Source organism: Caballeronia zhejiangensis (genome assembly GCF_022879815.1).
In the GTDB taxonomy this organism is placed as follows: Bacteria; Pseudomonadota; Gammaproteobacteria; order Burkholderiales; family Burkholderiaceae; genus Caballeronia; species Caballeronia zhejiangensis.
The window spans coordinates 1472027-1494955 of record NZ_CP084283.1; the positions used below are offsets into that span (position 1 = coordinate 1472027).

Here is a 22929-nt window from a genome sequence, read left to right on the forward strand (position 1 = left end):
AAGGCCATGAGTACGTTAAGGCGCGTCGGCGTGAGTCTAATAGCCTGCTTTCCATTTTTCGGTCATGCAAATTCAGTGTTGAGCGAAAAGGAACTACGCGCACAATGCAGTTCACTCCACTTTTCGCAGGTGCACGTGCGCGCGTGCCTGGAGGAAAAAGCAAATCAGAGCGAACGCGATTTGAAACAGGCCGAACAGAATGCTATCAGCGCGCTCGCGCAGTGGGATGAAGACGACAGATTCAGCCGCGCGGCCCGAGCGAGTCTCTCAACGTCGAATAAGTCGTTCACTCAGTATCGTGAGGCTCAATGCAAATTCTCAGCGTCACTCAATGGTGGGGCCGCAGGGAATTCTCACGAGATCAGGCGACTCGCGTGCATCGCAGAACTCAACAGCAGACGCGCAGAACAACTGCGCAGCGCAGCGTCGGAACTACCTTCGAAGTAACCGGGGTACGTGGCATGGCAGCGCGCCAATGCTGCGAGACCACCACTACGCGCCGCAATTCAGATCGCCCTCAACTTGATAACCAGCGTGCGTTTCCCTCGTTCGATAGTCACCTCGCCGGTCGCGGCCGCGTTCAACAGTTCGAGCAGACGGACGAACTTAAGCGTCGCAACCGACGTCCGCTCAACCATGACGACCCGATCGCCAATCTCGATGCCGCTTGCGGCCAATCTGCCGTCCGGTGCGAGTGCGGCGACCCTGTAGCGATCGCCAGCGCGCTGCAGGCCAGCGCCGATGATCGAGGGCGTGCTGTCTTTGGGCGTATCGGGAAGATCGAAGCAGAACCGGTAGTGACGGAAATCCATTTCGAAGCGGTCCATCTTTTCCAGCAAGCCCTGGCCGATACGAGGCGTTGGTGAGCCTGCCAGCACCGTGAGTTTCGGTAGCGCCTTCTGACCGATGGCGAATCCGGCGATCAAACCCTGCTGATTCGGCGTGAATCGATCGGTCGCATCGTAGGAAAAGGTCGTATTGATGCGCTCGAACCATTGCGCTTCCGCGATCGCATCGAACGTTTCCTGTGGCAGCGCGACATCCCCGTTGTCGCCCGTAACGAGCAGGAACGGCAAAGGTTCGTCCCTGAGACGCAGTTCGATGAGCGGCGTTCGCTGCGCGGCATCCAGCGTCATGAACGCGCACTGCTGCCATGCGTGCGCAGGTGCTTCGCCGGCATACGCGGAGAGGCGCCCGGCAACATAATCGGCTCGCCATGTCAGATTGCGCATCGACTCCATCCCGATGATGCCGTCGAAAGGCCTCTCATAGACGGAAGAAAGGCGCGCCATATCACCGATGAGCACCGGTCCGCCCGCCGGGATCGACCAGCCGTCGAGACGGATCGCCGGACTCGTGCCAAGCTCCATGCGCATCGTGTCGCTCGCCGTTCCGCTCGTGACGGCGCGGTCGCCAACGGGCTCCGATAGCAGGCCGTTCCTGAGGAAAACCGCTTCGGCGGCCGGCGTCATCGGGACGGCGGCCAGCCGACCGCGCCTATCGAGTACGTTCAGGGTCGCACCTGTATCCAGAAGGACCCGCACTGATTTGCCGTCCGCGCTGCGCGCCTCGAGGAGCCAGTGGCCGTCACGCTTGAGGGGAACCGAAAGCACCGGAACGTCGTCGGCCGCGGCGGGCATGTCGTCGTGCCTGCCGTTGCAACCGGCGAGCACCGCGCAAAGTAAAAAGCCAGTTGCCGTTGCTCGGAGTTTTGCGAGTCTGGGATCGGTTGTCATGCGGTACTGCCGGATGGTGGTTCGAAACCACCACATACAGACAGCCTGCACGCCAAGACACATCTTCTTGATGATTCGTTACAGACGAGCAGGCCACGACACCAGGCAGACCAACGCGCGTCACTCGCCCCGGCCGCTCACCCCATCCTGCGAAAACAAATCCCAGCTCGCCATGAACAGCGCCGCGACGAGCGGCCCGATCACGAACCCGTTGATGCCGAAAAGCGCCATCCCGCCGAGCGTCGAAATAAGCACGACCCAGTCCGGCATTTTCGTATCCTTGCCGACGAGAATCGGTCGCAGTACGTTATCGACGAGCCCGATCACCACGACGCAGAACGCGACCAGAATCAGCCCCTTGACGATTTGCCCCGTCATGAAAAAGTAGAGCGCGGCGGGCGCCCACACGATTGCCGCGCCGACCGCGGGCAGCAGCGACAAAAACGCCATCAGCACGCCCCACAAAAGCGAACCGCCGATGCCGAGAATCCAGAAAATCAGCCCGCCGAGAAGACCCTGCACGGCCGCAACCGCGATGTTCCCCTTGACCGTCGCGCGCACCACGGTCGTGAACTTCGCGATCAGATGCTGCTTCGGCTCGGGATCGAGCGGAATCGCGCGCCGGATGCGCCGTCCGATTTCGCCGCCATCGCGCAGTAGAAAAAACACCAGATAAAGCATCACGCCGAAGCTCACCACGAACTGGAACGTGTTCTGCCCGATCGACAGCGCCTGCGTCGCGGCGAACTGGCTGATCTGCGACGCGCCTTCCATCAGCTTGCGCTGCACGCCGGGAATGTCGTCGAGTCCATAACGGCCGAGCAGTTGCTGCACCGACGCCGGCAACGCGTGCAGCACATGCTGGAAGTAAAGCCCGAAATTCAGCTCGCCGCTCTTGATCCGCGCGTAGACGAGGGCGATTTCCTGCACGAGCGTCACCGCGACGATCGCGAGCGGAATGATGACGATGAGAATCGCGGCGGCCAGCGTCGTCAGCGCGGCGAGGTTTCGACGCTTGCCGAAGCGCGCGGCGAGGTAACGCTGCATCGGCTGAAACAGGATCGCGAGAATCGCACCCCAGAAGATGGCGCCAAAAAACGGCAGCAGCACCCAGGCGAGCGCGAGCGTCACGACGCACAGCAGGATATGGAAGAACTTCTGATTGACGTTGTGGTTATTCATTAGCGGCCAGGAAACAAACAAAAGGGCGAAGAGCGGGGCGTTCGCGCTAGGGTTCGAGCAAGAATTCGTCCAAGGGTTCGCCGCGAACCGGCCGATTGTTCGGTCACTGCTGGAGCCGAACCGCTCGCGTCGACTAAAATCCGGCTTCCAATCCTTGCGGATCGCTTTCCGGGAACACGGCGAGCAGGCGCGCGAACGAGCCGATCGTTCGTACGCGGCGTTTATCCGCTCAACGCATCGAACAATGAATCCAGGCGTCGTCTACGCATTCGCGGCCTTTGCCATCTGGGGCCTTTTTCCGATTTACTTCAAGGCCTTGCATTCGATCGGCGCGGTCGAGATGCTCGCGCATCGCATGGCGTGGTCGATGGCATTCCTGCTGATCGTCATGACCGTGCGGCGTCAATGGAAGTGGCTCGGCCCCGTCCTGCGCGACAAGCGTCTGCTTGCGCGTTTCGCCGCGAGCGCCGTGCTGCTGTCGGCGAACTGGGGCATCTATATCTGGGCGGTGAACGACGGGCGCATCGTCGAGGCGAGTCTCGGCTACTTCATCAACCCGCTCGTCAACGTGCTGTTCGGGATGGCGTTCCTGCACGAGCGGCTGCGGCCGGTGCAGTGGCTCGCGGTGACGATCGCCGCGGCAGGCGTCGCGTGGCTGACGTGGGTGAACGGCGCGCCGCCGTGGATCAGTCTCGCGCTCGCGCTGACCTTCGGCGGCTACGGGCTGTTGCGCAAGACCGCATCGCTCGGCGCGCTCGAAGGACTCACGCTCGAAACGATGCTGTTGTGTCCCGTTGCGCTGCTGTATCTCTTTTTTCTGAATTCGCACGGCGGCAGCGGCTTCGAACATGCCTCGCTCAGCGTGAAACTGCTGCTTGCGGCGGCGGGGCCCGTGACCGCGGTGCCGCTGCTGCTGTTCGCGGCAGGCGCGCGGCGCATTCCGCTATCGATGCTCGGGCTCATCCAGTACATCACGCCGTCGCTGCAATTGCTGATCGGCGTCGTGATCTATCACGAGTTCTTCGGGCACGATCAGGTGATCGGCTATGGCGCCATCTGGACCGCGCTCGCGATCTACTCGCTCGAAGGCGTGGTTCGCGCCCGCGCGGCCCGCGTCTGAACGATCAGCGCAACGCGTCGCCGAAGCGGTATTCGACTGTCGCTTCATCGAGCTTCGCCTTGATGTCGGGATCGATCGGCTGATCGACGGCCGCGAGCGTCTCGTTCAGCTGATCGGGCCGGCTCGCGCCGATGATCGCCGACGTCACCGCCGGATTCGCCAGCACCCACGCGAGCGCCGTGCTCGCGAGCGAGCGTCCGGTCGGCGCAACGATTCCGTTGATCGCTTCGATGGTGTGAAATTCGCGCTCGTGCCAGTAGCGCTGCGTATACATCGCGCCTGCCTTGCCGACCGCGCCGGTGAAGCGTCCGTCGCTCGGGGCGGCGTCGTAGCGGTGCTTGCCCGTCAGCAGTCCGCCGGCGAGCGGGTTGTAGGGAATGACGGCGAGTCCTTCCTCGGTCGCGAGCGGCAGCAATTCGCGCTCGATCTGGCGAAAGAGCAGGTTGTAGCGCGGCTGCACGGAGACGAAACGCGCGGCGCGCAGCACATCCGAGCGGCCGAGCGCGCGCGCCAGCCGGTACGCCAGAAAATTCGACACGCCGATATAGCGCGCCTTGCCTTGCCGCACGATGGTATCGAGCGCTTCGAGCATCTCGTCGAGCGGCGTGTCGTGATCGTCGTTGTGAAGCTGATAGAGATCGACGTAATCGGTATCGAGCCGTTTGAGCGATGCATCGATCGCGTCGAGCAGATGCTTGCGCGATGCGCCCTTGTGCCACGCGAGCGGCCCCATTTCATGCACGGCCTTGGTCGCGAGAATGTAATGGTCGCGACGGCCTTTCAGCCAGCGGCCGACGATTTCCTCGGTGCGGCCCGCGAGATCGTGCCCGCTGCCGAGCGGATAGACGTTCGCCGTGTCGATGAAATTGACGCCCGCGTCCGCCGCCCGGTCCATGATGCTGCGCGACACGTCTTCCTCGGTCTGCAGGCCGAAGGTCATCGTGCCGAGGGTGAGACGCGAAACGGTGAGACCGGTATTGCCGAATTTGCGGTATTGCACGGTTGCGCTCCAAAGATCGGTTGGACGGACAGAATACTTGCTATGCCGCGCGCTTGCCCGCTGCGGCAGGCGCGGAGCGGCCCGGCGCGTCATCGAGATAGCGGAACACGACACCCGACAGCAACGTGACGACGCCCATGCACACGAAACTCAGCTTGAAGCCGGTCGCAGTCGAGAACGACCCCTCGAAGAGCTGCACGAGCGAGCCGCCGATCGACACGCCCAAACCGATCGCGAGCATCTGCACCATCGAGAAGAGGCTGTTGCCGCTGCCCGCGTCCTTGCTCGACAGGCCTTTCAACGTGACGCTGTTCATCGCGGCGAACTGCATCGAGTTGCACGCGCCGAACACGGCGAGAATCGCGATTTCGACGGCGAGCGGCAGCGTCGGCGAAAACAGCGCGAACGCGACGATCGACGCGCCCACGAGCGCCGTGTTCACGAGCAGGAACATGTCGTAGCCGTAACGCTTCACGAGCTGCGCGATCCAGCGCTTGCTGATCGTGCCGGCGACGGCGATCGGCAGCATCATCAGACCCGAATGCAGCGGGCTGTAGCCGAGTTCGAGCTGCATCAGAAGCGGCAGCAGAAACGGCACGGCGCTCGATCCGATCCGGCATAGCAGATTGCCGATCAGCCCGACGCTGAAGTTCGGCTCGCGAAAGAGCGCGAGCTGAAAGAGCGGATTGCGCTTCTTGCGCGCGTACGGAACATAGGCGAACGTCGACACGGCCGCGAGCGCGAACAGCGCCGCCGATACCGCGCCGCGATGCGTCTCGACCGGGCAATCGAGCGCGAGCGAGAACGACACCATGCACATCGAGAGCAAGCCGCAGCCGACGAAGTCGAAGGGCGGGGCGTCATGCACCGTGTCGTTCGGCAGGAAGCGCTGCACCGCATACAGGCCGACCGCGCCGATCGGCACGTTGATCAGGAAGATCCAGTGCCACGAGAACGACTCGACGAACCAGCCGCCAAGCGTCGGGCCGAGAATCGGGCCGACCTGGCCGGCGACGGAGATCATCGCGAGCGCGGAAACGTAGGCTTCGCCCGACACGGCGCGCAATATGGCGAGACGCCCGATCGGCAGCAGCATCGAGCCGCCGACGCCCTGCAGCACGCGCGCGAGCACCAGTTGGTTCACCGAGTGCGCGTTCGCGCAGGCGAGCGAGCCGATCACGAACAGCGAAATGGACACCTGATAGACGCGGCGCGTGCCGAAGCGGTCGGCGAGCCAGCCCGATGCGGGTGTGAGCAGCGCCATCGTGAGCGTGTAGGCGACGACGATCGACTGCATCGCGAGCGGCGCGGCGTTCAGACTGCGCGCGATGGAAGGCAGCGCCGTGTTGACGATCGTCGTGTCGAGCGCCTGCATGAAAAAGCCCACGGCGACGATCCAGAGCAGTGCCGTGTGGGAGGAACCTTTGGTCATGTGGAAGCGGAGTTGCGGAGGGCCGCGCGCCCACGAAAGCCTTTTGAAAGCAAGGTCGTTTGCGCGATATGTGAAATCTTAATTACTCCGCACGTCATCGGGAAGACCGCTAGCCGCATTGACTGTCATCGGAATATCCGATAACAATATCGCATGCTCAATCCAGTCTGGCTGACGACATTCGCGACGGTGGCCGCGTCGCACAGCTTCACCGACGCCGGGCGCCAGCTCGGGCTGCGGCAGTCGAGCGTGTCCGAGCATATTCGTCGCCTGGAGGAGAGCGTCGGGCGGCGGCTTTTCGTGCGCGATACGCATTCGCTCGCGCTCACCGCCGACGGCGAAGCGATGCTGGTCCACGCCCGCGTGATTCTGGAAGCGATGGCGCACGCGCAGTCGCAGTTCAGCTCGCCGCGGCTGCGCGGACGCGTGCGGCTCGGCTCATCGGACGATATCGCGCTCGGGCCGCTGCCGAGCGTGCTCGCGGCCTTTCGCGACACGCATCCCGATGTCGAGCTGGAGATTACGATCGGCATGACGGGACGGCTCTATCAGATGGTCGATGCGGGCGAGCTCGATCTCGCGGTCGGCAAGCGGCGTCTGGGCGATGCGCGCGGCATGCGGCTTTTTTCCGGCCGGCTCGAATGGCTCGCGAAGCCGGGAACGGTCGTCGATACGAAAGAGCCGCTGCCGCTCATTCTGGTCTCGGAGCCGAGCGTCACGCGCGGCGTCGTGCTCGATTCGCTCGCGATGTCCGGCGCAAGCTGGCAGATGGTCTGCACGAGCAGCAGCCACGCGGGCTGCATCGCCGCGGCGCGCGGCGGTCTCGGGCTGACGGTGCGCTCGCATTTCCTGGCGGCGCGCGGACTCGCGCCGCCGGTGAATCGCGCCGACTTGCCCGAATTGCCCGAAGTGGAATTCATCGCGTTCGGCGCCAAACATCTGAGCCGTCCGGCCGAAACCTTGCTACAGCTTCTGGAAAATAGCGATCTGCGCGGCGAATGGGACGGCGAATGACATGCGCGGGCAGGGCACCGGACGCGGCCCTGCAACGACCGGCAGACCCGAATGGCTATCTGCAAACTGTTCTTATATATTGTGCGGCGTTTGAAGTAGCCACCTTAAAAGACGTGTTTCGGTTCTTCCTTTTCTTCACTTCCGGTTTGCCCGGCATCCGTGCGCTTCTCGCGGCGATCGCGTTCGCCGCGTGCTCGAACGCCCACGCGGCGACCTATCTGACGAAACACTGCGCCGATCTCGAAGGGAAAACCGTGCCCGCGTCGATCATCGGCTTGCCGACGCGCGGCGCGGCGATCGTTTCGGCATCGGTCGTGAAGGCGGCGGCGCTCGGCAACCGCAACGGCGAATACTGCCGCATTACCGGCTTCATCAGGGCGCTGCAGGACACGACGCCCGATATCCGCTTCGAAGTGAATCTGCCGAGCCGCTGGAACGGCCGCGCCCTGCAGATGGGCGGCGGCGGCTACAACGGCACCATCGTTTCCGGCACCGAGCCGATGTCCTTCGCCCCCGATTCGACGCCGCTCGCGCGCGGCTACGCGACCTTCGGCTCCGATTCGGGCCACGTCGGCAATTCGGGGCGCGCGGACTTCGCCGGCAACGACGAAGCCATCGTGAACTTCGGCTTCGGCCATCTGAAGAAAACCCGCGACGTCGCGCTCGCGCTGATCCAGATGGGCTACGGGCGGGCGCCCGAAAAGACCTATTTCGCGGGCGGCTCGACCGGCGGCCGCGAGGGCTTCACGGTGATCGAGCGGTTTCCGAACGACTACGACGGCGTCATCGCCAACGCGCCCGCCATCAACTTTTCCGGCGTGCGGCTGATGGGCGTGAAGGTCGGCCAGGCGTCGTATGCGAAGCCGGGCGGCTTCGTCGGCCTTGCGCAGCAGCGGCGCGTCTTCGAGACCGTCGTGCACGATTGCGACCGGCTCGACGGCGCGGCGGACGGGATCGTCAGCAATGTCGAGGCGTGCAGGAAACTGGAGCCGCAGATCATCGCGTCGCTGCGTTGCGAGAACGGACAGCGGCCTTCCTTGCGCGACAGTTGTCTGTCGGACGCGCAGATCGACACGCTCGAGACCCTGCGCGACGGCGTCACCTTGCCGTATCCGCTCGCGTATGACGTCAGCGCCTATCCGGGCTACAACGTGTTTCAGGGCGTGGACTTCTCCGGCGCGCTCGGCCTCGGCGATTCGCCGACGCTGCTCAATCCGCCGACGTTCGCCGCGAACGGCTATCTGTTCGCCCAAGGCGATGCCTATATCCGCCACTTCGTCACGCGCGATCTCGCGTTCAGCTCGCTCACGTTCGACGTCGACACGCCCGGGCGCTTCAAGCAGCGCCTCGTCACGCTCGCGTACACCGTCGGCGCGATGAACCCGGATTTCACCGCGTTCATCGCGCATGGCGGCAAGCTGATCGCGATGCACGGCCTCGCCGACGAAGTCATCAGCCCGAATCAGACGATCGCGTTTTATCGCGGGCTCGTCGATCGTTACGGAAAGGACAGCGTCGATGCGTTCATGCGGCTCTACATGGTGCCGGGATTCCAGCACGGCAACGGCGTGTTCATCCCCGCGTGGGACGAGCTCGGCGCGCTCGACGACTGGGTGAGCAACGGCATCGCGCCGGAGACGCTCATTGGCAGCGACATCGCGCCCGCCACCAACGGACGCACGCGGCCGATGTGCCGTTATCCGAACTATCCGCGCTATATGGGCAAGGGCAGCATCAACGTCGCGGCGAGCTTCCGTTGCGTCGAGCCGTGAGCATCGGCATCGGCATCGTCAGAATGCGTTGGCGTGCCGGTCCGACATGCGCGGCCAGTATCTCGCCAGCCAGCGGGACACGAGTCCGCGCTTCGCGACGCGATACGACGTGAGCGACACCTCGATCGGCTGATCGCTCTCGGACGTGAGCCACACACGCTCGCCGCGCGCGAGACGCACGACATCGCCGGGCTTCATCCAGTAATCGTACGGATCGCGATGACGCGTCAGCCAGATCGACGGCGCCGCCGCATCGCCGATGCGCAGTTCGGCGTCGCGCGTGAGCCGCCACGACACCATCTGATGCGGATGCACTTCGACAAAGACCACGACGCGCGCGCCCGATGCAGCAAGGCGCCCGGAAGCGACGCCGTGGCCGACGCCATGACGCGCGAAAACTTGCGATACCTCTTCCATCTCTGCTCTCCATGATGTGAGCCGAAGACGGAACCTTGCACGCAAAAACAAGAAGGCCCCGTCTTGCGGCGGGGCCTTCGGAATCTGTCTGCTTGCTTTTCTGCTAGCGCACACGCTGTCCCGATGACCCGCCACGGATGGCGTTCATGCGGTTTTTAATCGCGGCGATGGAGAAAAGGATGGCTGCGTGCATGTGTCGCAGTATCGATGGGCATGTTCGTGTTTGTCAATATCGAGATAGACTTGAACGCATCAAAAAACATTCGGAGGCTCGTCGTGGCTTATCTGCTACTCGTCGTGGAACCGGTCGAACAGCGTGGCCAGCGCACGGAAGAAGAGGGGCGCGAGGCGTATCGCCAGATGGGCGAATTCGCGGAAGGACTGAAGGCGCGCGGCGTGCTGCGCGCGGTCGAATCGCTGACATCGCTCAGGGATGCGGCGCGCGTCAGCGCAACGAAGGGCGATGCGCGCGTCATCGACGGACCGTTCGCCGAAGCTAAGGAGATGATTGGCGGCTTTTTTCTGATCGATTGCGAAACGCGCGCCGAAGCGGTCGCGATCGCGGCCGAATGTCCGGCAGCGAAATGGTGCACCGTCGAAGTCCGAAAAGTCGGCCCTTGCTATACCTGACACGCGCTTCGTGTCGATTTTCCTGCGCGCCGTTCGTCGTGGTATTGAAAACAGCGATCAACCCGGAGACCGCCGCCATGCACAAACAAATTTTCGTGAACCTTCCCGTTCGCGATCTCAAGCGTTCGATGACGTTTTTCAAGGCACTGGGCCTGAGCTTCGATCCGGCGTTCACGAATGACGACGCCGCGTGCCTCGTCATCGGCGAAAACATTTACGCGATGCTGCTCGTCGAAACGTTCTTCCAGACTTTCACCAAAAAACCGATCGTCGATGCCCACGCGAGCACCGAAGCGCTCGTGTGCCTGTCGTGCGAGAGCAGGGCGGAAGTCGACGATCTGGTTGCGAAAGCCATCGCCGCGGGCGGACGTGCGCCGCGCGCGCCGCAGGATCACGGCTTCATGTACGGCCACGGATTCGAAGATCTCGACGGCCATATCTGGGAGCTCGTGCACATGGATCCGGAAGCGGCGTGAGCGGGCGCGCGAAACGGGACAGCACGCCGGACGATGCCGCCCGGCGCGCCATCGACGCGGTGTGGCGCATCGAGTCCGCGAAGGTGATCGCGAGCGTGGCGCGCGTCGTGCGCGACGTCGCGCTTGCCGAGGAACTGGCGCAGGACGCGTTCGTCGCCGCGCTGGAACACTGGAGCCAACCGGGCGTGGGCGTGCCCGAGAAGCCGGGAGCGTGGCTCATGACGACAGCGAAGAACAAGGCGCTCGACCGTCTGCGGCAACACGCGCTGCACGCGCGCAAGCACGAAGAATACGGACGCGATCTCGACGCGCGGGAAGCGCATATCACGCCCGATTTCGTCGATGCGCTCGATGCCGCGCGCGAGGACGACATCGGCGACGATCTGCTGCGGCTCATCTTCACGGCGTGTCATCCGGTGCTGTCCGTCGATGCCCGCGCCGCGCTGACACTGCGCCTGATCGGCGGACTCACGACGGATGAAATCGCGCGTGCGTTTCTCGTGCCGGAGCCGACGATCGCGCAACGTATCGTGCGCGCGAAGCGCACGCTGTCGGCCGCCCGCGTGCCGTTCGAGGTACCGAAAGCCGATGCGCGCGCCGCGCGGCTCGGATCGGTGCTCGAAGTCATCTATCTGATTTTCAACGAAGGCTATTCGGCGACCGCCGGCGACGACTGGATGCGACCGGCGTTGTGCGAAGACGCGCTCAGGCTCGGGCGCATCCTCGCGGAGCTGACGCCGGATGAGAGCGAGGTTCACGGGCTCGTCGCGCTGATGGAGATTCAGGCGTCGCGGACCAAGGCGCGCGTCGACCGGGAAGGCCGTCCGGTGCTGTTGCCCGGTCAGGACCGCAGCCGCTGGGATCCGCTTCTGATCCGGCGCGGGCTTGCCGCGCTGGAGCGATCCGAAGCGCTGGGCGGTGCGCGCGGCGTGTATGCGTTGCAGGCGGCGCTCGCGGCGTGCCATGCGCGCGCGCCGAGCGCCGCCGACACCGACTGGCCGATGATCGTCGCGCTCTACGACGCGCTGATGCAGACTGCGCCGACGCCTGTCGTCGAACTGAATCGCGCGGTCGCCGTGAGCATGGCGTACGGGCCGGAAGCCGCGCTGCCGATCGTCGACACGCTCGCCGACGCACCCGCGCTCAAGAGCTATCACTGGCTGCCGAGCGTGCGGGCGGATCTGCTGGCGAAGCTCGGGCGCAAGAACGAGGCGCGCGCGGAATTCGAGCGCGCGGCTTCGCTGACGAAGAACGGGCGGGAACGCGCGTTTCTGCTGGAGCGGGCTGGCGAGATGGGATGAGACCGTGAGAGATGGGCTTCGTCCGATCGCGTCATTGATTTAACATAAGACAAATTATCGGCGTTTTTGATGTCACGGCAAAGTTGTAATGTCGTACTTGAGCAAAGTACAGATGTCGCACCGCAGGTATTTCGAGGGCAAGCTGGACTGGTTTTCGCACGCTGCGGAGGCCAGCCATGAGCGAGATCGAGACGATCACCATGACCATGCGCGAAGTCGATCGGCTGAAGGTCGTCGAAGCCGTCGTCGATGGACGGCTGATGACCTGGCGTGCCGCCGAGAGGCTGGGCATGAGTCGGCGGCAGGTCGAGCGCCTGGCCAATCGCTATCGAGCCGAGGGTGACGCGGGGCTGATTTCGAAGCGCCGCCACCGCCCAAGCAATCACCAGTTGCCCGATGATACGATCTGCCGCGCGTTGGCGTTGATCCACGAGCGCTATGCCGACTTCGGCCCGACGCTCGCCTGTGAGAAGCTGCGTGAATGTCACGGATTGACGCTATCGAAGGAAACCGTGCGGCATCTGATGATCGAGGCCGGCTTGTGGGTGCCGCGCCGGCAGCGTCCGCCCAAGGTGTATCAGCCGCGCGCGCGGCGTTCGTGCCTGGGCGAGCTGATCCAGATCGACGGCTGCGAGCATCGCTGGTTCGAGGAACGCGCCCCGCAGTGCACGCTGCTGGTGTATGTGGACGATGCCACCAGCCGGCTGATGCAGCTGCATTTCACGCAAACCGAGTCGACCTTCAGCTACTTTGAGGCCACGCGGGCGTATCTCGAGCGCCATGGCAAGCCGATAGCGTTCTACAGCGACCGCGCCAGCGTGTTTCGCAGCGTGGTGGCGCACAAGACCGGGCGCAGCGTCACGCACTTTGGCCGGGCGATGTTTGAGCTCAATATCGACACGCTGTGCGCCAATTCGAGTCCTGCCAAGGGCCGCGTGGAACGCGCGCACCTGACCTTGCAGGACCGGCTGGTCAAGGAGTTGCGCTTGCGCGGCATCAGCACAGTCGCCGAAGCGAATGCCTACGCGCCGCGCTTCATGGCCGATTACAACGCGCGTTTTGCGAAGCCGGCGCGCCGCGCGTTCGATGCACACCGACCGTTGCGCGACGATGAGAAGCTGGACGAAGTGCTGACGTGGCGTGAGCAACGACGCGTCACCAAGACGCTCACGGTGCAGTACGATCGCGTGCTGTATCTGCTCGACGACACCGATGAGAACCGCGCGCTGATTCACCGCTATATCGAGGTCTGGGAGTACCCCGATGGACGCGTGGCGCTTCGGGCGGCGGGCCGCGTGTTGCCTTACCGGGAATACGATCGGCTCACGGAGGTGGATCAAGGCGCGATTGTCGAGCACAAGCGCCTGAGTCACGCGCTGGAGCTTGCGCAGAGGATGCAGGCACAGCGCGATGACCGGCGAGCCTCGGGATCGCCCTCGCGCACGAATCGGGGCATCGAGGTGCGTTCGCCCGAACGCGCACCCGGCACCAAGAAGCAGCGCGAGTTCACGCGCGACGATCTCGAACAGATGATCGGCCAGTTGAGCCAACAGCACACCGCAGCACACGCAAGCGGGACAACAACGGCTCATCGGTCGGGCAAGGCACCTTGAATGCGCACCCGCGCCCTGCCCGTTCAACCCGCTTTCTTCAACACTGCGTGAGAGCAAAATCCTTGGATAGATACGACATCTGTATTTAGCCGGTGGTACGACATTTCAATTTTGCTTTGACATTTGATGTTACGCCAAATTGGAATGTCGTGTTTTGGTCATCGCGCCGGGACCGACTCGAGCGAGTTTCCCCGCCGGCACGCCACCTATAATCGAACCTGACGCGCCGCTATTTTTCAAAAATTGTCGGATTATCAACGCATTAATCAAGAATCCGAAATTTTTGTGAAAAGGCTTGCCGCCTGCGCGCCCGACGCTTCGGCGCACGCAATAATGCCGCCACCTGACTCGGCAAGCTCCCATGATCGACAGTTACCAACAGTTCCATTCCAGCCTGTATGCAGGCGAAATCGAGGCATGTTTCCGTTTTCTCGATGGTCGCTTCGCCGCCGACGGACACACCTCGGAGTACCTGCACGCGCGCGCGCTCGCGCATCTGCGAGGGGGCGAATTTCTGCGCGCCGTCGATATCGGCTGCGAGCTCACGCGCCGATCGAACACCTTCGGCTTCCAGCTTCACAGCCTGTGCGACGCGTGCGCGCATCTCGGATTGAAGGAAGTCGCGCTCAGCATGATCGAGTACGTGGGATGCAAGCCCGATGTCGCACCGATCTTCGCATTCCTGTGGCGCGTCTACGGCTGGCATTATCTCGGCTGCGACGACCGGGTTCTGGAACTGAGCGCGCAAGACGTCGACGAACATTCCGCCTATGTGCTCGGACATCATCAGGGACGCAGCGCGATGCGCCTGAACGGCATCGCGAGCGGCGTCGAACTGTTGCATCGCTATTGGTCATCGCACGAAGCGCGCCGCGTGCTGTTTCCCGATGTCGATATCGAGCATTACTGGTGCGGACAGCGGGTCCTGCCGGCGCATCTGACGATGACGTCGATCGCGTCGGGCCACGGCGATCAAGTGAACTGGGTGCGCTACGCCGGCGCGCTTCAGGCGCTGGGCGTGCAGATCGCCTACGCCGACGGCTCGGACCGGAACTATCGCTTCGCGATGCCCGATGCCGAATCCGCCCGAGACGCCGAAGCCATGCGCGCGGCCGGCTTCGCCGTCGCAACGGACGGCGCGCTGTGGACCGATCCTTTCGCGCTCTTTACCGCGCTTTTCCCGGTGCTCGGTTATGCGTCGTCGGCACGCTATATCGAGCCCGCCGATCCCTGCGCCGCCGATGCAATCGTCGATGAGATCCGCCAGCGCGCGCAGGGCCGGCGCTGCGTCGGCATTTTCTGGTCGTCGTGCGAATCGGCGAACAATTTCGCCAGCCGCAGCCTCGCCCTGCCTGATCTCGTCCCGCTTTTCGACAGCACGCCCGACATCCACTGGGTCGTCATGCAGCGCGGCTTCGAGCGCAAGCGCTGGCTGAACGCCCCGCGTTCGAATGACCTCGACCGCTTCACCACCCTCGCCTCCGACGTCACGCTGACGCAAAGCGTGAGCATCATCGACAGGCTCGATGCGTTCGTCGGCAATGATGGCGCGCTGTCGCACATCGCGGGGGCGCTCGGCAAGCCGTGCTACTTGTTTCTCAATCAGGTCGCGGAATGGCGTTACGAGCGCGATCCGCATGTCACGCCCTGGTATGCCTCGATGCGCCTGGTTCGCGCCCGCGGCCTCGGCGACTGGAACGATGTCGTGCGCAACCTGCAGGCGCTTCTGACGGCGCAAGCGCGCTGACGCGCTACACGATACGCAGTGCGAGTGTCTGCGGAATCTCGCTACGCCGCGTGAGCGCGCACGTCGGTGCATCGTGGCGCGGGCCGCGCACATAGCTTTCGAGCTGGTCGATGGCGAACTGCTGCTCCTCGATCAGATGCCGCACCATATCGCCGATCGAAATCATCCCGACGAGCCGGCCGCCCTCGATCACCGGCAGATGGCGAATCCGCTGCCGCGTAATTAGCGTCATGCATTCGTCGGCGCTCGTTCTGAGGCTGACCGACATCACCGGCGCGGTCATGATCTCGCATACGGTGGTCGTCCGCGAGACTTTGTCCTGCAGGATCACCTTGCGCGCATAGTCGCGTTCGGTGACGATGCCGCACACCGCGTCGCCCACCACGACGACGAGCGCGCCCACTTCCGCCCGCGACATCAGCGCGATCGCTTCGTACACGCTCGCCTCCGCGTCGATGGTGTGAACCGTCGTGTCGCGCTTTGCCTTCAGGACTTGCTTCACCGTTGACATTTGCCGTTCTCCTTGCTGTTTTGCCGCCGAATTACTGCCGATGCGCGTGACGCTCGCCGATCAGTCGAAGTCGAACAGATCGCCGAGAAAGGATTTTTTGCGCCGCGCATGTTCGCGCTTGCCGCGCGAATCGCCGTAGTGGTAACCGTCCTGCCGATGCGTGCGGCGCTCGCGATCGTGTCCGCGCTCGTCCCATTCGTCGCGCCCGGACGCTTGCGCCTCCGCGAGCGACGCCTGCGCCGCGCGCCGGATGATCTGATCGAGCTCGCCGCGGTCGAGCCACACGCCGCGACAGTGCGGGCAATAGTCGATTTCGATGCCCTCGCGCACGGTCATCAGTAGTTCGGTCGCGGGACATACCGGGCATTTCATGTCGGTTCCTTTCTGATTGCTTTCAATGAAAACAATCTAGCGGAATGGTACGCGTCGAAAAATAGGAGATTTTGAGCGCGTCACTTCGGGAAAACCGAACCGGATGACGCCCTCGCACCGAATTGGTGCGCCCGTGAAGGTCTTGAATCGGAGCGACTTGCGATCCATCTCAAAACCCCGCAAGCTTTCGCCTTGACGTGACGCGCACGCACGCGCGTCGGAACCGCACAACAAAGGCGACACCATGTCCGACAAATCGATGAGCGAAGAACGCCACGGCGCCGAAACCGGCGACCTGCTGTACCTGCTGCAAGGCGCCGACGACTTCAGCCGTTTCGTGTTCCCCGACAGCGAAGCGCTGTTCAAGAGCCTCGCGCGCCAGCAGGCGCCGCATACGCTCTTCATTACCTGCGCGGATTCGCGCGTATCGCCGGAAATGATCACGCAGACGCGCCCCGGCGAGCTTTTCGTGTGCCGCAACATCGGCAACATCGTGCCGGCTTATGGCGAGATGCTCGGCGGCGTGTCGGCGGTGGTGGAATTCGCGGTGCTCGCGCTCAACGTCCGGCAGATCGTGATTTGCGGCCACTCGGATTGCGGCGCGATGAAAGGTCTCGCGTCAGGCGCGGCCATCGCCGATGAAATGCCGACGGTTCACGCATGGCTGCGCAACGCCGAAGCCGCGCGCAGCGTCGTGATGGCGCGCAAGCTGGAAGAAGAACGCATCGTCCAGGCGATGGTCGAGGAGAACATCCGCCTGCAACTGACGCATCTGCGCACGCATCCGGCGGTCGCGGGCCGGCTCGCGCTCGGCAAGCTGCAGGTGCAGGGCTGGGTGTACGACATCGGGCGCGGCAAGGTGTCGATCTACGACGAAGCCGACAGCAAGTTCGAGTCGCTCGAAGAAGCGCGTCTGCGCCTGTTGCGCAAGGACGGGCGTTGACATCGGCACGCCCCGGCTTCGCGGCGAGCCGTTGCATAGCGCTTGCTACCGTGATCGATGCCCTCTTTCTCCGAGTGAAAACGTCATGCCTGTCTACGATTACGAATGCGCGGATTGCGGCGCGTTCGAAGCCGTCCGCCGCATCGCCGAGCGCGACGATCCCGCGGCCTGTCCACAATGCGGCGCGACCGCTGCGCGCGTGACGATCGGCGCGCCGAGCGTGGGCGGTTCGAGCGCATCCGCCGGCGCCGCCGAAGAAGCCGGCAGTTACGGCATGAGGCATCGCGGCGGCTGCCTCTGCTGCGGATAGCGCGCTTTGTACCGCGCGCGGGCACGGTCATTGCAAAGTCACCTCCCGTACGCCCCGCGCAGCGCGGGCGTATCATGCAAGACGACGTGCGCGGCGCGCAAGGCCGCACGCAGTCGTAGGCATCGACATCGCGGGCGCGTCGTTGCAAGTCTCGCGATGATCGCGCTCAACCGTGTTCCGAACGAAAAACAGGAGGTGATAAGGATGACGATAGAGTTCAGCGGGCGCCGTCATGTCGTGGCGGCAGCGCGTGTCGCGTTCGAGGCGAAGGTGGACGGCCGCGAGGTGTGGTGCAGCATTTCCCTCGATGCGCTCAACGATCACTTCGGCAATAGCGGGACGTCGTCGCACGATCTCCTCTCCGCGTTCGAAGGCGGACGCGTGCAAATCGAAGACGCCGCCCGGCGCGCGCTCGAGCGCAACGGCGGCCAGTCGGTCGAACTGGAAACCAACGATTTCAAGGCATCGCGAGCGGTTTAGGTCTCAAGCGGCGGGCGGCGGCGCAATGCACCGCCCGCATCAGTGGACGTAGAAACACTTCAATACGTCGAACATCCACCAGACCGGGCACGGCGTTCTGCAAAAGCCGTCGTAGCCCGCGGCGTGCAATGCATCGCGCGGATCCTGCTTGGCATCGGCGGCGAGCGCAATCAGCAACTCCACTTCGCCCTCCGTCCGATCGACGGTCAGCGCTTCGCGCAGCGTGCGCGCCGGCGCGTGGTCGTGCGCGTCGCCGATGAGCGTATCCACGAACAACACCTGCGGCCGCCAGTTGCGGATGAATTGCGACGCGGCCGCCGCATCGCCGATCTGCACGGCCTCGAAACCGCGCATCGCGAGGAGCAGCGCGAACGAATCGCCGACGTTCGATTCCGAATGCACGATCAAGACGCGCCGCGGACTGGCGAGCGCCATCGTCAGCGGATTCCAGATTTCGCACCGGTCGGTGCAGAGGTCGTACGATCGTTCTTCCATGTCGGTCCGGCACGGCGATAAGCCTCTGCCGATATCAGCAACCCAGCAAGGTTGAGGCCCGCCGCGCTTCAGCGTGCGGCCAGCAGACCGACGATGAGCCCGCCGACCGCCGCCAGCGCAATCGATTTCCAGGGATTGTCGTGCACGTAATCGTCCGTGCCCTCCTTCGCCTGCCTGTACTGCGTCGCGATGATGTCCTGCGCGCCCGCCAGCACGTCGCGCGCGCGCCGCGGCATCGGTCGCGACGGATGGTACTGACTGCCCTGTCCCGCGGCGTGCGTCGCGGCGGGCTGCGCGAGCACCGTCGGACTGTCGCCGCCTTCGAGCACATCGCCGTGCACGTGATACGGCGAATACCTTGCGGGCTTGTGCGCCTCGCCCGGCGTGAGCGGCGTCACGCTCGCGGCCTGTCCGTGCGCCATGCCGGGCGCGAGCGCCGCGTCCATCGCGCTCGCGACCGTGCGGCGCGAGAGCGGCGGATCGGCCGGATCGCCCCGGTCGCCGTTTTGCATCGACTGAATCGTGGATGCGTTGCCGTTTGCATTGTCCATGGCTTCTCTCCCGTTGACTGCGTCCATCGCGCTGCAAGAACCATCGTCCATCTTTCGGTCATGCAAGAGTCGCACCGATCGGGCCTGCCAGCAACCTCGGGGTCCGCGGCCGGTCGAGCCGCGCGGCGCTTGGCAATTTTTCTCACATAACGGTGAGAAATGCTCGTTTGCGGCGGCATCGGCGCGCGCCTACGATGCGGGATTCCGGGAGCTGGGCGAGCGGGTGCATCGCGCCGCATCTTTCGTTTCACGCCGCGCCGAAACGTCGGCACGACGCACGCCGATACGATGGTTTCGCTCCCAACTTCTATCGCCAAGCCGCCATGAATCCCGTCAATCTCGCTCAACTGTTCGTTCTCGCCGCGCTCTGGGGCGGCTCGTTCCTGTTCATCCGCGTCGGCGTGACCGATCTCGGCGTCGCGCCGCTGATGGCGTTGCGCGTGGGCATCGGCGCGCTGTTTCTGCTTCTGGTGCTAGCGCTGCGCGGCAAGGCGCGGCCAGCCTTCTCGACGATGCGCGAACGCGCGTGGCCGCTCTTCGTCGTCGGCGTCCTCAATTCCGCCGCGCCGTTTTGTCTCTTCGCGTATGCCGAGCTGACGCTGTCGGCGGGCGTCACGTCGGTCATCAACGCGACGACGCCGCTCTGGGGCGCGATCGTCGCGTATCTGTGGTTGAGCGACCGGCTGACGCGCATGCGCGTGGCGGGACTTGCGATCGGCTTCGCGGGCGTGCTCGCGCTCGTCTGGGATCAGATGTTCGCGCACGACGCGAGCGCCGCCGCCTCCCCGATGGCGACCGCGCTGGCCGCACTCGCCGCGCTCGCCGCATCGGCTTCTTACGGCGTCGCCGCGAGTTACACGAAAAAGCATCTGATGGGCGTCGATTCGCTGACGGTCGCCGCCGGCACGATGAGCGCGGCGACGATCGTGCTTCTGCCCTTCGCGCTCTTTTTCTGGCCGGCCGGCGCCGTATCGTTGCACGCGTGGGGCGCGGTGCTCGGGCTGGGCGTCGCGTGCACGGGCCTCGCCTACATGATGTTCTTCCATCTGATCGCGGTCGCCGGGCCGGCACGCGCGATCACCGTCACGTTCCTGATTCCGATCTTCGGGATTCTGTGGGGCGCGCTCTTTCTCGCCGAGCGCGTGTCGATGGGCATGGCGGCCGCCTGCGCGATCGTGCTGGTCGGCACGGCGCTCGCGACGGGCGTGATCAAGCGCGTGTCGCTCGTCGGCGCGCGCCGGTCTCAATGCGTGAAGGAAAGCAAAGCGTGATCGGCTAATGCCAGTGACGCGCGAGCGGCCCGTCCTCTCCGGCGACGGGATCGCTTCGCGGGAACGGCAGTTCTTCCATCGCGATGCGTTCCTGCTCGCTGATCGCTTCGCGGCGGATATCCCATTGCTGCCCCGGCGGATAAGCCCCGACGACCTGAAAGCGCCGTCCGGCCGTCAGCAGGCAATGGCCGGTGCCGGCAGGCAGGACGAGCGCGTCGCCGGCGCTGACCGCGATCACGCGGCCATGCGGGCCGCCGAGAATCAGTTCGGCGTCGCCCGATGCGACACCGAGCGCCTCATGCGCGGTCGAATGGAAATGGTGATAGTCGAAGACACTGTCGCGCCACTGCGGCGGCCAGCCGTTCTGCGCGAAAAGCGCTTCGAAGCGCTCGGCGCAATCGGTGGCTTTCGGGTCGATCGCGCCGCGCCACACCAGGACGGGCAGCCGCGTGTTATTTGGCACCCAGCCGTTCGGCGGCAGCATGAAATGCTCGCAGCGGGCGTGTTGCGACAGCAAGCTTGCAGTTTGCTCGGTCATGTTGCGCTTTCTCCGAAAGAGTCAGAGAAATCGCAGCAACGCACGTTCCAGTCGGAATGGACCGCGCGTCAGCGGCCGTGCCAGTGACCGCCGCCGCCGCTCGAGAAGCCGATGCCGAGCGACACCGATGGCGCCGCGTAGTAGCCCGGTCCATACGCATAGCCATAGGCAGGCGCGTAGCCATAAGCGGGCGCGGGCGCATAGCCATAAGGCGGCGCATAAACGCAGCCGCCGAGCCCCGCCGCCGCCACGAGCGCGACGGGCACGATCAGCGAGCGCGCGAGGCGCGACCGGGTTCGAGTTCGAGTTGAATTTTTCATGATGATGCCCCGTTGCCGCCGGCTTCCGGCTTACCAGTGCCGATAGCCGTAATAGCCGCCGTGATGCGCGTACCAGTCGCGGCGTCCCCAGTAGCGATAGCCATCCCAGTAGCGGTCGCCGTGCCAACCCACGACGATCGCCGGCGCGGGCGCAACCATGACCGGCGCGGGCTGATAGGCGACGGGCGGAGGCGGCGGCGCGTACATGGGCGGCGGAGGCGGCGCATAGACGGGAGCGGGCGCGACGTACACCGGCGCCGCATAAACCGGCGCAACCGGAACCCCGAGATTGATGCCCAGGCTCACGCCCGCCACGGCGGCTTCGCAAGCGAGTCCCGCCGACAACGCGATACCGATCCCGACCAAGCCCTTGATGTTCATTTCGTCCTCGTCTGAGAAGGCCGACAAGCAGACCGCGATGCGATCCTGGATTCATATGCAGCCATGAATCCATCGTAGCCGCGCCGCGTGCGGGCTGCGTTACAACGCCTGTAACAGATGTGAATCCTGAAACGAATGTGCGAAAAGCCGACGCGACGCCGCTTCGCCCGCGCAGGTTGCGCGCTGTTGCGCCGACGTGGGATAGTTCCGGCTTCGTCAAACGGATGCCTGGACGATGGACTTGTTGCGGAGCATGAGAATCTTTGCGCGCGTGGCTGAAGCGGCCAGCTTCACCGTCGCGGCGCAGCAGATGGACATCACGACGGCGCAGGCCTCGCGCGCGGTCACCGAACTCGAAACGCATCTGCGCACGCGGCTTCTGAATCGCACGACGCGCCGCGTCGCCCTCACCGATGCCGGCAACCGTTATCTCACGCGCTGCAAGGAAGTGCTCGAACTCGTCGATCTCTCCGAGGCGGAGGCGAGCAACGCCCAGGTTTCGCCGACGGGCGTGCTGCGCATGCATGCCCCGATCACCTTCGGCCAGCACTACGTGGTGCCCGCGCTCACGCGCTATCTCGAGCAGCATCCGCAGGTGCGCGTCGAGCTTACGCTTTCGCAACATATCCCCGACATGCTCGACGAAGGCTTCGACGTCTTCCTGCAAGTCACCACGTCCGCACTGCCCGACTCCGCGCTCGTCTCCACGAAAATCTGCTCGATGCCGAGCGTGCTGTGCGCGTCGCCGGGCTATCTCAAACGGGCGGGCACGCCCCAGCGCATCGACGATCTGAAGAACCATGCGTGCCTGCAACTCGTGACGACGTTTTTCCCCGTCGACCGATGGGTCTTCGAAGGCCCGCGCGGCCACGTCGAAGTGGAACTCGACCCGGGCCGCCTGCGCGTCAATTCCGCCGATGCGCTCGCGGTCGCGCTGTCGAACGGTCTCGGCATCGCGCCGCTGCCGATGCTCGCCGCGCTGCCGTGGCTCGACAGCGGCGCGCTCGTGCGCGTGCTGCCCGAGTGCGAACTTCAGACAATGACCATCTACGCGATGTACGCGTCCCGCCAGTATCTCGATGCGAAGATCCGCACGTGGGTCACGTTCCTGCGCGAGTTCGTCGAAGAGACGCTCGCGAGCCAGGCCGCGTGATCGTCGGATAAAACGCCGCGTTCCTAATACGAATGGCGAAGAACAGCGCGTATGCGAAGGTTCTCTAAACGCGTAGTTGCAAGCATGCTTCGGAACACTAAACTGCTTGATGGTGCGCCTGCATCTCGTCACGACGATGCGCCGCAACAGAAAGGAGTCGGCCG

Annotated in this window: 26 protein-coding genes; 14 read left to right on the forward strand and 12 right to left on the reverse strand. The window is 64.3% G+C overall.

The features are described 5' to 3' along the window. Positions 1-6: 6 nt before the first annotated feature. The gene (locus LDZ23_RS07075) at positions 7-447 is read left to right on the forward strand and encodes a lysozyme inhibitor LprI family protein (protein ID WP_033535930.1); all 441 of its coding nucleotides are present in this window, start codon (positions 7-9) and stop codon (positions 445-447) included. A gap of 59 nt (positions 448-506) precedes the next feature. On the opposite strand, the gene LDZ23_RS07080 is transcribed toward LDZ23_RS07075, so the two are convergent. Beyond that, the gene (locus tag LDZ23_RS07080) at positions 507-1736 is read right to left on the reverse strand and encodes a hypothetical protein (RefSeq protein ID WP_144403608.1); all 1230 of its coding nucleotides are present in this window, start codon (positions 1734-1736) and stop codon (positions 507-509) included. 120 nt (positions 1737-1856) lie between these two features. After that, the gene (locus tag LDZ23_RS07085; RefSeq protein WP_008349635.1) at positions 1857-2918 is read right to left on the reverse strand and encodes an AI-2E family transporter; all 1062 of its coding nucleotides are present in this window, start codon (positions 2916-2918) and stop codon (positions 1857-1859) included. Between the two features lie 244 nt (positions 2919-3162). Here LDZ23_RS07085 and rarD point away from each other — a divergent pair, with 244 nt between their 5' ends. Next, positions 3163-4038, forward strand: a complete 876-nt coding sequence (gene rarD, locus LDZ23_RS07090) for an EamA family transporter RarD (RefSeq protein ID WP_008349632.1) — start codon at positions 3163-3165, stop codon at positions 4036-4038. A gap of 4 nt (positions 4039-4042) precedes the next feature. Here rarD and LDZ23_RS07095 read toward each other — a convergent pair whose 3' ends face one another. Then, positions 4043-5038: an aldo/keto reductase gene (locus LDZ23_RS07095; protein ID WP_008349630.1), complete on the reverse strand. Its 996-nt coding sequence runs from the start codon at positions 5036-5038 to the stop codon at positions 4043-4045. Positions 5039-5078: 40 nt separating this feature from the next. After that, positions 5079-6470 carry a DHA2 family efflux MFS transporter permease subunit gene (locus LDZ23_RS07100; protein WP_008349628.1) on the reverse strand — a complete coding sequence of 464 codons (1392 nt, stop codon included), beginning with the start codon at positions 6468-6470 and terminating at the stop codon, positions 5079-5081. A gap of 153 nt (positions 6471-6623) precedes the next feature. Here LDZ23_RS07100 and LDZ23_RS07105 point away from each other — a divergent pair, with 153 nt between their 5' ends. Both LDZ23_RS07105 and LDZ23_RS07110 read left to right on the forward strand, forming a co-directional pair. Further along, entirely contained in the window at positions 6624-7484 is an 861-nt protein-coding gene (locus tag LDZ23_RS07105; protein ID WP_008349626.1) for a LysR family transcriptional regulator, read from the forward strand. 113 nt (positions 7485-7597) lie between these two features. Further along, positions 7598-9256 (forward strand): tannase/feruloyl esterase family alpha/beta hydrolase, encoded by a 1659-nt coding sequence (locus tag LDZ23_RS07110; RefSeq protein WP_008349624.1) that lies wholly within the window; start codon positions 7598-7600, stop codon positions 9254-9256. An 18-nt stretch (positions 9257-9274) separates the two neighbouring features. Here the strand turns inward: LDZ23_RS07110 and LDZ23_RS07115 are convergent, their stop codons facing one another. Further along, entirely contained in the window at positions 9275-9673 is a 399-nt protein-coding gene (locus LDZ23_RS07115; protein ID WP_008349622.1) for a DUF2917 domain-containing protein, read from the reverse strand. 276 nt (positions 9674-9949) lie between these two features. Between LDZ23_RS07115 and LDZ23_RS07120 the strand changes: the two genes are divergently transcribed. The 5 genes from LDZ23_RS07120 (at position 9950) to LDZ23_RS07140 (ending at position 15440) form a co-directional block, all read left to right on the forward strand. Next, entirely contained in the window at positions 9950-10303 is a 354-nt protein-coding gene (locus tag LDZ23_RS07120) for a YciI family protein (protein ID WP_008349620.1), read from the forward strand. Positions 10304-10380: 77 nt separating this feature from the next. Then, the gene (locus tag LDZ23_RS07125) at positions 10381-10779 is read left to right on the forward strand and encodes a VOC family protein (RefSeq protein ID WP_008349619.1); all 399 of its coding nucleotides are present in this window, start codon (positions 10381-10383) and stop codon (positions 10777-10779) included. After that, positions 10776-12080 carry an RNA polymerase sigma factor gene (locus LDZ23_RS07130; RefSeq protein WP_008349617.1) on the forward strand — a complete coding sequence of 435 codons (1305 nt, stop codon included), beginning with the start codon at positions 10776-10778 and terminating at the stop codon, positions 12078-12080. The genes LDZ23_RS07125 and LDZ23_RS07130 overlap by 4 nt, the downstream gene beginning before the upstream one ends. A gap of 176 nt (positions 12081-12256) precedes the next feature. After that, a complete protein-coding gene (locus LDZ23_RS07135; RefSeq protein ID WP_425306897.1) occupies positions 12257-13693 on the forward strand; it encodes an ISNCY family transposase in 1437 nt (478 codons plus the stop codon). Positions 13694-14054: 361 nt separating this feature from the next. Beyond that, positions 14055-15440: a glycosyltransferase family 9 protein gene (locus tag LDZ23_RS07140; protein WP_244808087.1), complete on the forward strand. Its 1386-nt coding sequence runs from the start codon at positions 14055-14057 to the stop codon at positions 15438-15440. A 4-nt stretch (positions 15441-15444) separates the two neighbouring features. On the opposite strand, the gene LDZ23_RS07145 is transcribed toward LDZ23_RS07140, so the two are convergent. Together LDZ23_RS07145 and LDZ23_RS07150 are read right to left on the reverse strand one after the other, a co-directional pair. Beyond that, complete coding sequence (locus LDZ23_RS07145; protein ID WP_244808088.1) at positions 15445-15951, reverse strand: CBS domain-containing protein; 507 nt, start codon at positions 15949-15951, stop codon at positions 15445-15447. A 60-nt stretch (positions 15952-16011) separates the two neighbouring features. Beyond that, positions 16012-16323 carry a TFIIB-type zinc ribbon-containing protein gene (locus LDZ23_RS07150; protein WP_008349612.1) on the reverse strand — a complete coding sequence of 104 codons (312 nt, stop codon included), beginning with the start codon at positions 16321-16323 and terminating at the stop codon, positions 16012-16014. Between the two features lie 244 nt (positions 16324-16567). On the opposite strand from LDZ23_RS07150, the gene LDZ23_RS07155 reads away from it, so the two are divergent. The 3 genes from LDZ23_RS07155 to LDZ23_RS07165 all read left to right on the forward strand — a co-directional run bounded on the left by LDZ23_RS07155 (position 16568) and on the right by LDZ23_RS07165 (position 18056). Further along, positions 16568-17266 (forward strand): carbonic anhydrase, encoded by a 699-nt coding sequence (locus LDZ23_RS07155; protein WP_008349610.1) that lies wholly within the window; start codon positions 16568-16570, stop codon positions 17264-17266. Between the two features lie 85 nt (positions 17267-17351). After that, positions 17352-17576 carry an FmdB family zinc ribbon protein gene (locus tag LDZ23_RS07160; RefSeq protein WP_008349608.1) on the forward strand — a complete coding sequence of 75 codons (225 nt, stop codon included), beginning with the start codon at positions 17352-17354 and terminating at the stop codon, positions 17574-17576. A gap of 204 nt (positions 17577-17780) precedes the next feature. Next, positions 17781-18056 (forward strand): DUF1488 family protein, encoded by a 276-nt coding sequence (locus tag LDZ23_RS07165; protein WP_008349606.1) that lies wholly within the window; start codon positions 17781-17783, stop codon positions 18054-18056. A 39-nt stretch (positions 18057-18095) separates the two neighbouring features. On the opposite strand, the gene LDZ23_RS07170 is transcribed toward LDZ23_RS07165, so the two are convergent. Both LDZ23_RS07170 and LDZ23_RS07175 read right to left on the reverse strand, forming a co-directional pair. After that, positions 18096-18551 (reverse strand): response regulator, encoded by a 456-nt coding sequence (locus tag LDZ23_RS07170; protein WP_008349604.1) that lies wholly within the window; start codon positions 18549-18551, stop codon positions 18096-18098. Between the two features lie 68 nt (positions 18552-18619). Beyond that, positions 18620-19102: an ElaB/YgaM/YqjD family protein gene (locus LDZ23_RS07175; protein ID WP_244808089.1), complete on the reverse strand. Its 483-nt coding sequence runs from the start codon at positions 19100-19102 to the stop codon at positions 18620-18622. 323 nt (positions 19103-19425) lie between these two features. On the opposite strand from LDZ23_RS07175, the gene LDZ23_RS07180 reads away from it, so the two are divergent. Then, entirely contained in the window at positions 19426-20373 is a 948-nt protein-coding gene (locus LDZ23_RS07180; protein WP_244808090.1) for a DMT family transporter, read from the forward strand. Between the two features lie 4 nt (positions 20374-20377). Here LDZ23_RS07180 and LDZ23_RS07185 read toward each other — a convergent pair whose 3' ends face one another. The 3 genes from LDZ23_RS07185 to LDZ23_RS07195 form a co-directional block, all read right to left on the reverse strand. After that, positions 20378-20911, reverse strand: coding sequence for a cupin domain-containing protein (locus LDZ23_RS07185; protein WP_008349599.1), 534 nt, complete (start codon positions 20909-20911; stop codon positions 20378-20380). Positions 20912-20979: 68 nt separating this feature from the next. Next, a complete protein-coding gene (locus LDZ23_RS07190; protein WP_235366340.1) occupies positions 20980-21231 on the reverse strand; it encodes a hypothetical protein in 252 nt (83 codons plus the stop codon). A 30-nt stretch (positions 21232-21261) separates the two neighbouring features. Continuing rightward, positions 21262-21612: a hypothetical protein gene (locus tag LDZ23_RS07195; protein WP_008349595.1), complete on the reverse strand. Its 351-nt coding sequence runs from the start codon at positions 21610-21612 to the stop codon at positions 21262-21264. 235 nt (positions 21613-21847) lie between these two features. Between LDZ23_RS07195 and LDZ23_RS07200 the strand changes: the two genes are divergently transcribed. Next, on the forward strand, positions 21848-22765 hold the full coding sequence (locus LDZ23_RS07200; RefSeq protein WP_008349593.1) for a LysR family transcriptional regulator: 918 nt from the start codon (positions 21848-21850) through the stop codon (positions 22763-22765). The last annotated feature ends 164 nt before the right edge of the window (positions 22766-22929 follow it).

Coding starts and splice junctions, on each gene's coding strand:
- LDZ23_RS07075 (WP_033535930.1), top strand. CDS start 7: ATGAGTACGTTAAGGCGCGTCGGCGTGAGTCTAATAGCCTGCTTTCCA.
- LDZ23_RS07080 (WP_144403608.1), bottom strand. CDS start 1,736: ATGACAACCGATCCCAGACTCGCAAAACTCCGAGCAACGGCAACTGGC.
- LDZ23_RS07085 (WP_008349635.1), bottom strand. CDS start 2,918: ATGAATAACCACAACGTCAATCAGAAGTTCTTCCATATCCTGCTGTGC.
- rarD (WP_008349632.1), top strand. CDS start 3,163: ATGAATCCAGGCGTCGTCTACGCATTCGCGGCCTTTGCCATCTGGGGC.
- LDZ23_RS07100 (WP_008349628.1), bottom strand. CDS start 6,470: ATGACCAAAGGTTCCTCCCACACGGCACTGCTCTGGATCGTCGCCGTG.
- LDZ23_RS07105 (WP_008349626.1), top strand. CDS start 6,624: ATGCTCAATCCAGTCTGGCTGACGACATTCGCGACGGTGGCCGCGTCG.
- LDZ23_RS07115 (WP_008349622.1), bottom strand. CDS start 9,673: ATGGAAGAGGTATCGCAAGTTTTCGCGCGTCATGGCGTCGGCCACGGC.
- LDZ23_RS07125 (WP_008349619.1), top strand. CDS start 10,381: ATGCACAAACAAATTTTCGTGAACCTTCCCGTTCGCGATCTCAAGCGT.
- LDZ23_RS07135 (WP_425306897.1), top strand. CDS start 12,257: ATGAGCGAGATCGAGACGATCACCATGACCATGCGCGAAGTCGATCGG.
- LDZ23_RS07140 (WP_244808087.1), top strand. CDS start 14,055: ATGATCGACAGTTACCAACAGTTCCATTCCAGCCTGTATGCAGGCGAA.
- LDZ23_RS07145 (WP_244808088.1), bottom strand. CDS start 15,951: ATGTCAACGGTGAAGCAAGTCCTGAAGGCAAAGCGCGACACGACGGTT.
- LDZ23_RS07150 (WP_008349612.1), bottom strand. CDS start 16,323: ATGAAATGCCCGGTATGTCCCGCGACCGAACTACTGATGACCGTGCGC.
- LDZ23_RS07155 (WP_008349610.1), top strand. CDS start 16,568: ATGTCCGACAAATCGATGAGCGAAGAACGCCACGGCGCCGAAACCGGC.
- LDZ23_RS07160 (WP_008349608.1), top strand. CDS start 17,352: ATGCCTGTCTACGATTACGAATGCGCGGATTGCGGCGCGTTCGAAGCC.
- LDZ23_RS07165 (WP_008349606.1), top strand. CDS start 17,781: ATGACGATAGAGTTCAGCGGGCGCCGTCATGTCGTGGCGGCAGCGCGT.
- LDZ23_RS07170 (WP_008349604.1), bottom strand. CDS start 18,551: ATGGAAGAACGATCGTACGACCTCTGCACCGACCGGTGCGAAATCTGG.
- LDZ23_RS07175 (WP_244808089.1), bottom strand. CDS start 19,102: ATGGACAATGCAAACGGCAACGCATCCACGATTCAGTCGATGCAAAAC.
- LDZ23_RS07180 (WP_244808090.1), top strand. CDS start 19,426: ATGAATCCCGTCAATCTCGCTCAACTGTTCGTTCTCGCCGCGCTCTGG.
- LDZ23_RS07185 (WP_008349599.1), bottom strand. CDS start 20,911: ATGACCGAGCAAACTGCAAGCTTGCTGTCGCAACACGCCCGCTGCGAG.
- LDZ23_RS07190 (WP_235366340.1), bottom strand. CDS start 21,231: ATGAAAAATTCAACTCGAACTCGAACCCGGTCGCGCCTCGCGCGCTCG.
- LDZ23_RS07195 (WP_008349595.1), bottom strand. CDS start 21,612: ATGAACATCAAGGGCTTGGTCGGGATCGGTATCGCGTTGTCGGCGGGA.
- LDZ23_RS07200 (WP_008349593.1), top strand. CDS start 21,848: ATGGACTTGTTGCGGAGCATGAGAATCTTTGCGCGCGTGGCTGAAGCG.